We start from the raw sequence: 13256 nt of genomic DNA, 5'->3' as shown, positions 1-13256 counted from the left end.
CCGGCTACCGAGACTCGCACAGGCTGGGGGCAGCTCCCGCTCGCGGGGGACGGAGCTGCCTACACTCGGGGCGATGAGCATCGACCGTCCCGACCTCGACCAGCGCCGGCTGCAGCGCCGCACGCGACTGCTCGAGGTGGGGGTCGATCTGCTCGGCGCCGCCGACACCCGGGGTGTGAACGTGCGCGCCGTCTGCCGCGCGGCGGGGCTCACCGAACGGTACTTCTACGAGAGCTTCGCCGACCGCGACGTCTACGTCCGCGAGGTGTACACCGAGGTCGGGGACCGTGCGCGCGCTGCGGTGGTGGCCGCGGTGTCGCGGGCGACCGATCCGGCCGAGATCGCCGAACTCGCGGTCCGGGCCTTCGTCGCGCTCGTCCTCGACCATCCGGAGGCGGGCCGGGTGCTGCTCGTCGCGCCGCTGCGTGAACCGGCACTGGGTGGACGTGGTCTCGAACTGGCACCGAATTTCGTTGCGTTGGTGGAGGATCGGCTCGAGGTCCTCGACGACCCCGACGAGCGGGCGCTGCGGGCACTGGGTCTGGTCGGCGCGTTGACGAGCCTGTTCATCGGCTACCTCGACGGCACGGTCACCGTGACCCGCGAGCGGTTCGTCCGGCACTGTCTCGACCTGCTGCGCCGGGCGACATATGTTTGAACTGTGAACTATCTGGGTAGTCGTCCGTCATGACCACAGCTGCGGATCGTGAGATCGTCGACGACACACTGGGCACCTTGGTGCGTGGCCAGCTCGAGCTCTCCGACGGCAACCTCGTCGACAACGGATACTTCGACCTGACATGCGAACTCGGCGGCCGCCGCGTCACCGTCATGGTGACCACCGCGGACCCCGACGAGGCTCGCCGCCTCCTACCCGGTGTCCGTCGGGTCGTCGAAGACGTCGAGGCGCTGCGTCAGCGGGCCACGGACGAGGTGGTCCGGCGGTTCAGCGAGGACACCCCGACCGACGAGGAACTGGCCGATGCCCGCCACGACCTCGTGCTGGACACGATCGAGGCGCGTTCGGGTGGCGATGTGGTCCTGCACCTGACGGACACCTGCGGAAGCCACTTCCCGGACGGGTACTGGCCCGCCGTCCGTCTCGCCCCCGACGGCAGCATCACGGACGTGACCGTCGAGTCGTGACGGGCGGGGCCGCCGGCATCATCGTCGATGGTCGGGCAGGTCAAGCCCCGAGAACCGCTGCAGATCCTGCCCGAATTCGGCGGCGCCCGATCACATTCCGGCGAACACGAGACCGGCGCCGGCCGCAGTGCCCGCAGCGAGAAGACCACCGACCGCGTAGAGCGCACCGGCGACGGCGCGTCCGCGCTGGACCAGACGCACGACGTCGACGACGGCGGTGCTGAAGGTGGTGTACGTGCTGCAGAATCCGACACCGACGACCAGTCGCAGTTCGTCGGGGGCGCCTCGGTGGAGGACCAGTCCGGCGGCGACCGCTGCCAGTGCCGGCGGATGCAGGTGCAGCGGCGTCACGGCGCGGGGTGGGATGTCGGGTTCGATCGGCGACCCCGGAATGTGGGTGTCGCGGCCGTTCACGGACAGACTCCTTCCTCATCGGAAAGGAGCCATCAGCCTCGGAGGGAGGCGGTTCGGACGCCGACAGAATCGGGTCCAGGCGGAGATCCATCGCCGGGCGTCAGTGTAGCCGACCGCGTCCGGGAGTCACGGCGGAGGCGGCTGGCAGGTCGGACACCAGAAGATCCGACGCTCAGGATCGGGTGTGTCGCCGCCGAGAGTGCCTGTCTCGACGAGGGTTCCGCAGCGCAGACACGGGCTGCCCGCCCGGCTGTGGACCCAGGCCGACCGGCCGCGGCGCCGGTCGCCCGTGGTGATCCGCACGACGCGGTCGCGGTTGGCGGTCAGGATCCGGTGCGCGAGGTCGGCCCAGGCGGCCGGCTGCCCGGCGTCCGCGAGGGGTGTCGCCGGGTGGACGCCGCGCAGGAAGCACAGTTCGTTGCGGTACACGTTGCCGATCCCGGCCATCACGCGCTGGTCGAGCAGGGCCAACCCGATCGGTCGGTCCGGGTCGGCGGCGAGATTGGCTGCGGCGCGGGAGGAATCCCAGTCGGGGCCGAGCAGGTCCGGACCGAGGTGCCCGACCGCGTGGTCCTCGTCGGCGCGGGCGAGCACCTCGACGATGCCCAGCTGGAAGCCGACGGCGAGGCAGTCGGCGGTGCCCAGCAGGATCCGGGCCTGCCACGCGGGCCGTCGCCAGCGGGCCCCCGTCGGGTAGACGTGCCAGGCGCCCTCCATCTTCAGGTGGGTGTGCACGGTGTGTTCGCCGACCCGGATCAGCAGGTGCTTGCCGCGACTGATCACCTCGTCGACCGGTCCGGGCGTCAGATCGACGGTCGCGTAGCGTGGCACCCGGATGTCGCAGAGCGTCAACGTCTTCCCCGCGAGCGCGGCGCGCAGGCGGCCCGCGGACTGCCAGACGGTGTCACCTTCCGGCATGGGACGCCCGCTTGCGCAGCCCACGCGGCGTCGCCGAGAACCCCGCCTCCACCAGCACGGGGGACAGGGCGCTCGTGTGCACCGACTCGCCGTCGACCTTCTCGACGACGATCCGGTCGACGCCGCCACGGTCCACGAGTTCGGCCAGCGCGATGGCGGCGGTGTGCAGATCGCCGGGATCGGTGGTGAACGTCAGCAGCGTCCTCCCACCGCGCTCGACGTACAGCGCGGGCACCCCACCGACGAGGACCACCATCGCGCCCGCCTTCCGGCCCGGCCGGTGACCCCCGTCGACCGCGGGCCACGGCAACGCCGCGCCGTACGGGTTCGCCGGATCGGTCGCCGCCAGGGTCACCGCGGTCCGGGGCGCCGCGGCGGCCGGGTCGTCGGCGTAGCCGCGGAGCCGGTCGACGACCTCCGACGTCGAGAACTGCGCCGCGCCCAGGCCTTCCACGAAGTAGCCGCGACGGCAGCGACCGCTGTCCTCGAAGGTCCGCAGCAGCTTGTACATCAGCGCGAATCCGCCGGGGACGTCCTCCGTGACCACGGATCCGCGGGTCAGCACCCCGTAGCGGTCCAGCAGCAGGTCGGCGCGGGCGTGCGCGCGGATCGTCGAATCCGGTTCCGGTTCCGGCAACAGCGACCACCTACCCGCCACGGTGGGGGGACCGGTGCGGGTCGGCAGCGCGGGCCTCGGCAGCGCGCGGTACGCCCGGGTGCGTGGTGCTCGGCGGGGCGCGCGATGACTGGGTGTCGCGCGGGTCGTTCCCGACAGCTGTGCCCGCAGCGGCGCGAAGGAGTCGTTGCTGACCAGTCCGGCCCACGCCAGCTGCCACAGCGCCTCGGCGAGGGCGGTGTCGTCGGTGGACTCGATCTGGTCGGACAGGTTCCGGAAGAAGAACGCACCGCCCGGCGCCAGCGCGTCGAGCATCGCGTGGTGCAGCTCGGACAGGTCGATGTCCAGCGCCGGCGGGAGCGTCACGGGCGCGGTGTCGGCGAGATGCAGTCGCACCCAGCCGTCGTTGCCGGTGATCTGCCCGGCGCCCGACCACAGCACCTCGCCGGTCGTGGTGAGCTCGTCGAGCATCGCGGGACTGTAGTCGCGCACCCGCGACGGCAGCACCATCGACTCCCACGCCGACGCGGGGATCGGCACCCCGGCGAGCTGGTCGATCACGGCCGCGACACCGTCGACGCCGCGCAGTCCGCCGCCGACGTGCTGCCAGTCCGGCAGGAACCGGCCCAGCGCGGCCGGCTCGACCGGTTCGACGTCCTTGCGGGCCGCGGCGAGCGAGCGGCGGCGCAACCGGCGCAGCACCTCGCTGTCGCACCACTCGGAACCCGCTCCGGACGGCCGGAATTCGCCCTCGACGACGCGCCGGTCCTGGGCCAGACGCGCCAGCACGTCGCGGACCACCGACGTGCCGAGGCCGAACCGCGCCGCCGCGTCGGCGAGGGTGAACGGCCCGTGGGTGCGGGCGTAGCGGCCGAGCAGGTCGCCGAGCGGGTCGTCGACCGGTTCGATGAACGCGGCCGGGGTGCCGATCGGCAGCGGCACACCGAGAGCATCGCGCATGCGGGACGCGTCCTCGACCGCCACCCACCACTGCTCACCCGCGAACGTCACCCGCATCGCGCGCTTCCGGGACTCGAGCTGCGCCAGCCAGTCTCGCGGATCCGCCGTGGCGCGCGCCGTGACCTCGGCCACGGTGAGCGGACCGAGCAGCCGCAGCAGGTCCGCGACGCCCTCCGCGTCCCGGGCCCGCCGGTCCTCGGCGAGCCGCTGCAGCTCACGTTCGGTCTGCGCGATGACCGCCTCGTCGAGCAGCTCGCGCAGTTCGACCCGGCCGAGCAGCTCGGCGAGCAGGGTCGAGTCCAACGACAGTGCGGCAGCCCGTCGTTCGGCGAGGGGACTGTCGCCCTCGTACATGAATGCGCCGACGTAGTCGAACAGCAGCGCCGTCGCGAACGGGGACGGTGACGGCGTCTCGACCTCGACGATCCGGATCCGGCGACGACCGACGTCCGTCAGCAACCGGACCAGCGACGGCAGGTCGTAGACGTCCTGCAGGCACTCCCGGACCGTCTCGAGCAGGATCGGGAAGGTCGGGAACTTGCGGGCCACGTCGAGCAACTGGGCCGAACGTTGCCGCTGCTGCCACAACGGCGCCCGACGCCCCGGCGTGCGGCGCGGCAGCAGCAGCGCCCGGGCCGCGCACTCGCGGAACCTCGACGCGAACAGCGCCGACGAGCCCACCTGCTCGGTGACGACGTCCTCGATCTCGTCGCGGTCGAACACGAACAGGTCCGCGCCGGGTGGGGCGTCCTCGGTGTCGGGCAACCGGACGATGATGCCGTCGTCGGACGCGGTGGGCGTGGAGTCGATGCCGTACCGGTCCTGCAGGCGGGCGCCGATCGCCAGGGCCCACGGCGCGTGCACGGGAAGACCGAACGGCGAGTGCAGCACCAGCCGCCAGTCGCCGAGCTCGTCGCGGAACCGCTCGAGCACCAGGGTCCGGTCGCTCGGCACCTGACGGGTGGCGGTGGCCTGCTCGTCGACGAGGGCGAGCAGGTTCGTGACGGCGTTGGCGTCGAGGCCCTGGGCCGCGAGACGCAGCCGCAGATCCGCCGGATCGCCCAGGGACGTCTCGCGCAGGAACTCGCCCAGCGCCGCACCGAGTTCGGCGGGCCGGCCGAGGCCGTCGCCGTGCCAGAACGGCAACCGGCCCGGCAGCCCGTACGCGGGGGACACCAGCACCCGGTCGTGGGTGATCTCCTCGATCCGCCAGCTGGTGGCGCCGAGCGCGAACACGTCACCGACACGCGACTCGTAGACCATCTCCTCGTCGAGTTCGCCGACGCGGCTCTGCTTCTCGCCCACCATGTAGACGGTGAACAGTCCGCGGTCGGGGATGGCTCCGCCCGAGGTGACGGCCAGGCGCTGCGAGCCGGGCCTGCCGGTGAGGACGTCGGCGTCGCGGTCCCACACCAGACGCGGCCGCAGTTCGGCGAACTCGTCCGACGGGTAGCGGCCGGCGAGCAGGTCGAGGGTGGCGTCGAACGCGGACCTCGGGAGGGTCGCGAAGCTGCCGGTCCGCCGGACCGCGTCGAACCACTCACCCGCGTCGATCGGGTCGAGCGCGCACGCCGCGACCGTGTGCTGGGCGAGGATGTCCAGCGGATTCGCCGGCACCGCAAGGGCTTCGATCTTCCCGGTGGTCATCCGCTCCACCGTCACCGCGCAGTGGATCAGGTCGGTGCGGTGCTTCGGGAACAGCACGCCTCGGGAGATCTCGCCGACCTGGTGTCCGGCTCGGCCCACCCGCTGCAGACCGCTCGCCACCGAGGGCGGCGCCTCCACCTGGACCACCAGGTCCACCGCACCCATGTCGATGCCGAGCTCGAGGCTGGAGGTGGCGACCACGCACCGCAGCCGACCGGACTTCAGATCGTCCTCGATCAGTGCGCGCTGGTCCTTGCTGACCGAACCGTGATGGGCCCGGGCGAGCAGTGGTTCGGCGCCGTGGTTCACCTCCGTCGTCGGGCCGATCAGCGCCGGCGGCGCGTGGACGGTGGCGACAGGGTCGCCGAGCCGCCCGGAGTACACCTCGTTCAGCCGCGCCGTGAGGCGTTCGGCGAGACGGCGGGAGTTGGCGAAGACGATCGACGACGAGTGCGCGAGCACCAGGTCGACGATCTGTTCCTCGACGTGCGGCCAGATCGAACCCTGCTGCGGTGCGGGTGATTCGGATGTCGGATCCGGATCGGTGACACCGAGTTCCGTCATGTCCTCGACCGGTACCCGCACCGTCAGGTCGAACGTCTTCGGCGCCGGCGGTGCGACGATGTGCACCGGCGCCGACCCGGCGAGGAACCGCGCCACCTCCTCGTGGGGCCGGACCGTCGCCGACAGGCCGATCCGCTGCGCCGGTGCCTCCAGCAGCATGTCCAGGCGTTCGAGCGAGAGGGCCAGGTGCGCACCGCGTTTGGTGGCCGCGACCGCATGCACCTCGTCGACGATCACGGTCCGGACCGTCGCGAGGGTCTCGCGGGCGGCGGAGGTCAGCATCAGGAACAGCGACTCCGGGGTGGTGATCAGGATGTCGGGCGGTGTGCGCAGCATGGCACGACGCGCATTCGGGGTGGTGTCACCCGACCGGACACCGACCGTGATCTCCGGCGGCGTCAGCCCGAGGCGCTTCGCGGTCTGGGTGATCCCGACCAGCGGCGCCCGCAGGTTCCGCTCGACGTCCACGGCGAGGGCCTTGAGCGGGGACACGTAGAGCACCGTCGTCCCGGTGGGGCGGTCCGCGTCCGGAGGTCGGGTGGCCAGCTGGTCGAGCGCCCACAGGAACGCCGACAGCGTCTTGCCCGACCCCGTCGGCGCGACGACGAGGGCGTGCGCGCCGTCCGCGATCGCCTCCCAGGCGCCGAGCTGAGCGGAGGTCGGGGCGGGGAAGGCGCCGGCGAACCACTCCCGGGTGGGAGCGGAGAACCTGCCGAGCGCCGAGTCCATGCCGTCCATCCTGCCCTGGTGCCCCGACAGAGTGGGTGCAGGTGCGTCAGCTCAGGCGGTCGAGCAGCGCGGCACGGATCTGCGGCCGGGACGCGGCGACCAGCGTCAACGTCGCCTCGCGCATCAGGCGCTCCGCCGTCGCGCCGCTGATCGACGCCGCGCTGCCGGTCGCCGTCACCAGGGCGGCCGCGCTGCGCACCGCCAGTTCCGAGGCGCTCGCCCGGGCCGCGTACAGGTCGCCCTCGCCGGCCAACGCCGCGTCGAGGCGATCGCGCACCATCCGGGCCTCCGCGTCGAACGCGCCGGTCGCGACGCCCAGTTCGCCGAGTTCGAGGCGGCAGCGCTGCGCGACACCGGTCGCCATGCACCCGTTCAACCACGACGCGAAGGTCTGCCCGGCCGCGAACACCTCGGGTTCGACGACACCGACCACCTGCTCGTCCGGGATCCGGGCGCCGTCGACGCGCAGCCGGACGGTGTTGCTGCCGCGGGCCGCGATCAGCGGCAACTCCTCGACACCGATCTCCGCGGTGGGCGCGGCGTCGACGAGGACGTGCACGATGGAGTCGTCGAACTCGTCGCGGGCGCTGAGCTGCAGGACGTCGACGATGCCCCACCCGGTGACGAATGGCGCGACGCCGTCGAGGACGTACCCGCCGTCCACCCGGCGCGCGTACAGCAGCGGCGGCTGGGGGATCGCGCCGGCGTACGCGACCCCGCCGCGTACCGACCCGGTGATCACCTCGTCCCAGAACCGTTCCTTCAGTTCGTGATTCGTACTCGCGGCCAGCGCGGCCACGACGCCGTGGTGCTGCATCCAGGTGAACGTGGTGGCCAGGCACCCACCGCACAGCGTCTCCACGACCGTCACCAGGTCGCCGAGGTCGATGGTCGGGCCGCCGAGTTCGGTGGGCACGGCCAGCCCGTACAACCCGGCGTCGGCGAGCGCGTAGAAGTGGTTCGCGGGGATCATCCCGTCGGCGTCCACGCTGTCGGCGGCCGGGAACAGCACGTCCTCGGCGATGTCGCGAGCAAGCTCCGGCCAGTGCGTCACCCGCTCAGCGTATGCGGCTTCGCCGCAGTGGTGCGGTTACGGATGCCCGGCGATCCGAAAGTGCACCACTGCGGCGGTGCCGCATCAACACCACTGCGGCGGTGCCGCATCAGCACCACTGCGTCAGCCGAAGCGGACACCCTGCGCGAGGGGGAGCTGATCGGAGTAGTTCACGGTGTTCGTGGCGCGGCGCATGTACGCCTTCCAGGAGTCGGAGCCGGATTCGCGGCCGCCGCCGGTGTGCTTCTCGCCGCCGAACGCGCCGCCGATCTCGGCCCCGGACGTCCCGATGTTGACGTTGGCGATTCCGCAGTCCGACCCGTCGGCGGCGAGGAACCGTTCGGCCTCCCGCTGGTCGAGGGTGAAGATCGCCGACGACAGGCCCTGGGGGACCGCGTTGTGCAGCGCGATCGCGTCGTCCAGGTCGTCGTACGTCAGGACGTAGAGGATCGGGGCGAACGTCTCCTCGCACACCACCGGGGTCTGCGCCGGCATCCGGACCACGGCGGGGGAGACGTACACCCCGTCCCGGTCGACCCGCTGCCCGCCGCACACGACCTCGCCGCCGTCGGCACGGGCGCGGTCGAGCGCGGCGGCCATCGCCTCCCACGACCGTTCCCGGATCAGGGGCCCGACCAGCACCCCGTCCTCGAACGGGTTCCCGACACGCAGTTGGCGGTACGCCGCCGTCACCCGCTCGACCACCGTGTCGACGACCGAGTGGTGCACGATCAGCCGACGCAGCGACGTGCACCGCTGCCCGGCGGTCCCGGCGGCGGCGAACACGATTCCGCGGACCGCGAGGTCGAGGTCGGCGGAGGGAGCCACGACGGCCGCGTTGTTGCCGCCGAGCTCGAGCAGGCAGCGACCGAACCGGGCCGCGACACGCGGGCCCACCTCGCGGCCCATGCGCACCGATCCGGTCGCACTGACCAGCGCCACCCTCGGGTCGTCGACGAGCCGCTCGCCGACCGGGCCGCCGCCGAGGACCAGCCGGTGCACCCCGTCCGGAGCGCCGGTGTCCGCGGCCGCCCGCCGCAGCAGGGCGTCGCAGGCCAGGGCGGTCAGCGGCGTCAGGTCGGACGGCTTCCACACCACCGGATCGCCGCACACCAGCGCGATCGCCGCGTTCCACGACCACACCGCGACCGGGAAGTTGAAGGCGGAGATCACCCCGACCACCCCGAGCGGATGCCAGACCTCCATCAGTCGGTGTCCGGGCCGCTCGGACGGCATCGTCCGGCCGTACAGCTGGCGGGACAGGCCGACGGCGAACTCGCAGACGTCGATCATCTCCTGCACCTCGCCGAGCGCCTCGGAGGGGATCTTCCCGGCCTCGATCGTGACCAGGGCCGCGAGATCCTCCTTGTGTTCGGTCAGCAGGGCGCCGAGTCGCCGGACCAGGGCACCGCGCTGCGGGGCGGGCACCAGCCGCCACTGCGTGAAAGCCCGACGCGTGTCGTCGAGCGCGGCGTCGACCTCCGCGGGCGTACTCGCCCGGAGTCGGAGCAGTTCCGACCCGTCGATCGGGCTGGTCACGGGCAGGTCGCCGCCCTCGGTGGGGACGGTCGCCCCGCAGGCGAGGAGGGCCGCCACGGCGCGGTCCCGAACGGTGGTCGGAGTGGTCTCGGTCATCGGTGCTGCCTTTCCGGTCGCGGCGATGCGGTGCTCGTTGGGTTAGCCTGCCCCCATGCCGGAGCCTTTGGACGAGATCGACACGCTGCTGGTGCGCGAACTCGTCGACGACGGCCGGGCGACCCTGGCCACGCTGGCGCAGAAGGCGGGACTGTCGGTGTCGGCGGTGCAGACACGGGTGCGTCGTCTCGAGTCGCGCGGCGTGATCCAGGGGTACGGCGCCCGGGTCGATCCGGCCGCGCTCGGCGAGGAGCTGTCCGCATTCGTCGCGATCACTCCCTTCGATCCGGCGGGCCCGGACGACGCGCCGGCCCGGTTGGCGCACCTGCCCGCGATCCGAGCCTGCCACTCGGTCGCGGGGGAGGACAGCTACATCCTCCTGGTGCGGGTGGCGTCTCCGCGGGCGCTCGAGCATGTGCTGCAGGAGATCCGGACCACGGCGAACGTCCGCACCCGGAGCACCATCATTCTCCAGACTTTTTACGATCGTCAGTAGATGATGCCGGAATTGTTACTGTCTTGCGCGGCAGAGCGGGAAGATTTGCTCTAACCTCGGAACATGAGTGGCGCAATGGAACAGCGGCACGGGCCCGGTGCCGTCGCACCCGCGGAGGTCCTCGACGTTCTCCGGTCCAGCCTGCTCGTCGACGGCTTCGACCTGGTCCTCGACCTCGCCCGATCGCACGACCGAACACTGGTCGACCAGCGTGACGGCACCGAGTACCTCGACATGTTCGGGTTCTTCGCCTCGTCCGCGCTCGGCATGAATCACCCGGCACTGGCAGACGATCCCGCCTTCCTCGCCGAACTGACCGAGGCGGCGATCAACAAACCCAGCAACTCCGACGTCTACACGGTCGCGATGGCGCGTTTCGTGCAGACCTTCACCCGCGTCCTCGGCGACCCGCGACTGCCGCACCTGTTCTTCGTCGACGGGGGTGCACTCGCCGTCGAGAACGCGCTGAAAGTGGCATTCGACTGGAAGAGCCGCCGCAACGAAGCCGCCGGACGCGACCCCGCACTCGGCGGCCGGGTGATGCACCTGCGGCACGCCTTCCACGGACGCAGCGGCTACACGATGTCGTTGACCAACACCGATCCGATCAAGGTCGCCCGCTACCCGAAGTTCGACTGGCCGCGGATCGACTCACCCGCCGTGGAGTCGGGAACCGACGTGGCCGCCGCCGAGGGGTCGGCGCTCGAGCAGGCCCGACGCGCCTTCGTCGACCACCCCCACGACATCGCATGCTTCGTCGCCGAACCCATCCAGGGCGAGGGCGGCGACCGGCACCTGCGGGCCGAGTTCCTGCAGGCGATGGCCGCGCTGTGCGCCGACAACGACGCGCTGTTCGTCCTCGACGAGGTGCAGACCGGGGCGGGAATGACCGGAACCGCCTGGGCCTACCAGCAATTGGGGCTCGAACCGGACGTCGTGGCGTTCGGGAAGAAGACCCAGGTGTGCGGCGTCATGGCCGGCGGCCGCGTCGACGACATCGCCGACAACGTCTTCCACGTCAGCTCCCGGATCAACTCGACGTGGGGCGGCAACCTCACCGACATGGTTCGCGCTCGCCGCATCCTCGAGGTGATCGAACGCGACCGCCTGATCGACCGTGCCCGGTTGCTGGGGTCGCAGTTGCTCGCCGATCTGACCGCACTCGCCGCCCGCCACGACGGTCTGTCCGATCCCCGCGGTCGAGGTCTGATGTGCGCGATCACCCTCGACACGCCGCGCCGCCGCGACGACGTCGTCACGGCACTGCGCGAGCGCGAACACGTCCTCTGCCTCGGCACCGGCGACCGCGGCATCCGGTTCCGGCCGCCACTGACCGTCACCGCGTCCGAACTGTCCACCGCGGTCGCGGCACTCGACCGAGTCCTCACGACCTGACCGGCCACACGAGCAGAAGATCTGTCGGCCCCCTCTGTCATCCTGGTCGGCTCCGAGGTGGAGCGGCGAGCACCCCGCGAACGATGCTGTCCGACAGCGTCACCCGCAGTGGTGAGCGCCTCGAACCACACGATTCGAGGACTGTTCGGTGAACCAGAACCATCCGACCTGGACAGGTGACGACGCGGTCTCGCGGGCAGCCTGGGTGATCGGCATCGCCGCGGCACTCGTGCTCGGCATCGCGATCGGCGCGGCGGTCACCGACGGTGCGGGGACGGGCTCCGTGTCGACCGCCGGCTCGGTCTGCGCGACACCGTCCGCGGGGCAGTGATCCCGCGACCGCGGGGTGGACGCGGGCGCGGTGTGGTTTACCGTGCAGGCATGAGCATCTCGCGCCCGGTCGGGTCCCCGATCCCCGTTTCCTCCGTCCCGAACCTGCGGGACGCCGGCGGATACCGCACCGCCGACGGGGCCGTGGTGCGTACGGGCCTGATCTACCGGTCCACCGATCTCGGTCAGCTGACCGACTCCGACGTCCCCGCACTCGACGCGCTCGGTATCGCAGCCGTGTACGACCTGAGGACCGTCGCGGAGCGGGAGAACCGTCCCGACCGGGTACCGGCGGGAGCGAAGGAGGTACCCCTCGACGTCCTGGCGGACCGCGACCCGTCCGCGGCTCCCGCCATGCTGCAGAAGCTGCTCGAGGATCCGAGGCTCGCGGAGCAGCTCCTCGGGGAGGGTGAGACGAGTACCCATCTGCTGAACAGCTACCGGGAGTTCGTGGAACTGCCGTCCGCGGTCACCGCCTATCGTGCGCTCTACACGGACCTCGCCCACGTCGAGGGTCCGGCGTTGATCCACTGCACGACCGGCAAGGATCGCACCGGCTGGGCCGTCGCGGCGCTGCTCCTGCTGCTCGGCGTCGACGAGGGGCAGGTGTTCGAGGAGTACCTGCTCACCAACGAGCAGTTGCTGCCCGCGCTGGCCCCGATCTTCGACCGCTTCCGGGCACACGGTGGCAACCCTGACCTGCTGCTGCCGCTGCTCGGCGTGCGCCGCGAGTACCTCGAGGTCGCGGTCGGCCGGATGCGCGCCGACTTCGGCGACATCGAGACCTACTTCACGCGGGGACTCGGGGTCGGAGCCGAGGATGTCGCGGCGCTGCGCTCGCGACTGCTCAACCGGGACTGACCGTCAACCCGAGGCCGGATTCGCCGAACCGGGCAACCGTGGTCAGTGCGGCGTCGAGTGCCGCATCGTGGCCGGGACGGGCCCAGCCGGTGAGGACGGCGCTGTCGCCGTCGAGGGTCAGGCCGACCTCGGCGAGCAGTTCACCGGTGGTCGGCTCGCACACTGCCCACGAGTAGTGCTCGTCCGCGGCCCACTGGGCGGTGCGGCGGGCGACGTGGCCCGGGTCCTCGATGCCGCCCGCGGTGAGTGCCGGCCGGTCGTCGACACGGTCGTCGGCGCGCAGCGCGCGCAAGTACCAGGATCCGGCGTTGATCTCGATCGGTTCCATCAGCTCTCGTTCCGGACGGCTTCGCCCGTGAGTCCTTTCGGCCCGTATCCGGGCCGAAAGGACTCACGGGGGGGGTGCGGGGTGTTACTTCAGTTCGGCGAGGACGGTGCCCTGGGTGATCGCGGCACCGGGCTCGACGGCCAGACCGGTGACGACACCGGCC

General features: G+C 71.7%; 12 protein-coding genes and 1 riboswitch. Of the genes, 6 read left to right on the top strand and 6 right to left on the bottom strand.

Translation table 11 applies throughout. From position 1 onward, the window contains the following. Positions 1 to 73 precede the first annotated feature (73 nt). Positions 74 to 658 (top strand): TetR/AcrR family transcriptional regulator, encoded by a 585-nt coding sequence (locus tag ACFYVR_RS20350; protein ID WP_387476489.1) that lies wholly within the window; start codon positions 74 to 76, stop codon positions 656 to 658. 29 nt (positions 659 to 687) lie between these two features. Beyond that, positions 688 to 1146, top strand: a complete 459-nt coding sequence (locus ACFYVR_RS20345; protein WP_387476487.1) for a hypothetical protein — start codon at positions 688 to 690, stop codon at positions 1144 to 1146. Positions 1147 to 1236: 90 nt separating this feature from the next. Here ACFYVR_RS20345 and ACFYVR_RS20340 read toward each other — a convergent pair whose 3' ends face one another. From ACFYVR_RS20340 to ACFYVR_RS20320, 5 genes are all read right to left on the bottom strand, one after another. Beyond that, positions 1237 to 1560 (bottom strand): fluoride efflux transporter FluC, encoded by a 324-nt coding sequence (locus ACFYVR_RS20340; protein WP_387476485.1) that lies wholly within the window; start codon positions 1558 to 1560, stop codon positions 1237 to 1239. Between the two features lie 16 nt (positions 1561 to 1576). Beyond that, positions 1577 to 1664: riboswitch (Fluoride riboswitch) on the bottom strand. Positions 1665 to 1686: 22 nt separating this feature from the next. Then, positions 1687 to 2478, bottom strand: a complete 792-nt coding sequence (locus tag ACFYVR_RS20335) for a DNA-formamidopyrimidine glycosylase family protein (RefSeq protein ID WP_387476483.1) — start codon at positions 2476 to 2478, stop codon at positions 1687 to 1689. Further along, positions 2465 to 7003: an ATP-dependent helicase gene (locus ACFYVR_RS20330; RefSeq protein ID WP_387476481.1), complete on the bottom strand. Its 4539-nt coding sequence runs from the start codon at positions 7001 to 7003 to the stop codon at positions 2465 to 2467. The genes ACFYVR_RS20335 and ACFYVR_RS20330 overlap by 14 nt, the downstream gene beginning before the upstream one ends. Positions 7004 to 7040: 37 nt before the next feature. Next, positions 7041 to 8048: an acyl-CoA dehydrogenase family protein gene (locus ACFYVR_RS20325; RefSeq protein WP_387476479.1), complete on the bottom strand. Its 1008-nt coding sequence runs from the start codon at positions 8046 to 8048 to the stop codon at positions 7041 to 7043. 123 nt (positions 8049 to 8171) lie between these two features. Next, a complete protein-coding gene (locus ACFYVR_RS20320; protein WP_387476477.1) occupies positions 8172 to 9683 on the bottom strand; it encodes an aldehyde dehydrogenase family protein in 1512 nt (503 codons plus the stop codon). Positions 9684 to 9738: 55 nt separating this feature from the next. Here ACFYVR_RS20320 and ACFYVR_RS20315 point away from each other — a divergent pair, with 55 nt between their 5' ends. The 4 genes from ACFYVR_RS20315 to ACFYVR_RS20300 all read left to right on the top strand — a co-directional run bounded on the left by ACFYVR_RS20315 (position 9739) and on the right by ACFYVR_RS20300 (position 12765). Then, positions 9739 to 10179 (top strand): Lrp/AsnC family transcriptional regulator, encoded by a 441-nt coding sequence (locus ACFYVR_RS20315; protein WP_387476475.1) that lies wholly within the window; start codon positions 9739 to 9741, stop codon positions 10177 to 10179. A 63-nt stretch (positions 10180 to 10242) separates the two neighbouring features. Next, entirely contained in the window at positions 10243 to 11574 is a 1332-nt protein-coding gene (lat, locus tag ACFYVR_RS20310; protein ID WP_387476473.1) for an L-lysine 6-transaminase, read from the top strand. 148 nt (positions 11575 to 11722) lie between these two features. Next, on the top strand, positions 11723 to 11905 hold the full coding sequence (locus tag ACFYVR_RS20305) for a hypothetical protein (protein ID WP_387476471.1): 183 nt from the start codon (positions 11723 to 11725) through the stop codon (positions 11903 to 11905). 50 nt (positions 11906 to 11955) lie between these two features. Beyond that, positions 11956 to 12765, top strand: a complete 810-nt coding sequence (locus tag ACFYVR_RS20300) for a tyrosine-protein phosphatase (RefSeq protein WP_387476469.1) — start codon at positions 11956 to 11958, stop codon at positions 12763 to 12765. Here the strand turns inward: ACFYVR_RS20300 and ACFYVR_RS20295 are convergent. Continuing rightward, entirely contained in the window at positions 12752 to 13093 is a 342-nt protein-coding gene (locus tag ACFYVR_RS20295) for a hypothetical protein (RefSeq protein WP_387476467.1), read from the bottom strand. The two genes, ACFYVR_RS20300 and ACFYVR_RS20295, sit on opposite strands and share 14 nt — an antisense overlap. Positions 13094 to 13256 lie beyond the last annotated feature (163 nt).

The sequence above is a fragment of the Rhodococcus sp. NPDC003318 genome (genome assembly GCF_042879035.1).
Classification (GTDB): Bacteria; Actinomycetota; Actinomycetes; order Mycobacteriales; family Mycobacteriaceae; genus Rhodococcus_G.
This window is presented reverse-complemented; position numbering and strand designations above follow the sequence as displayed.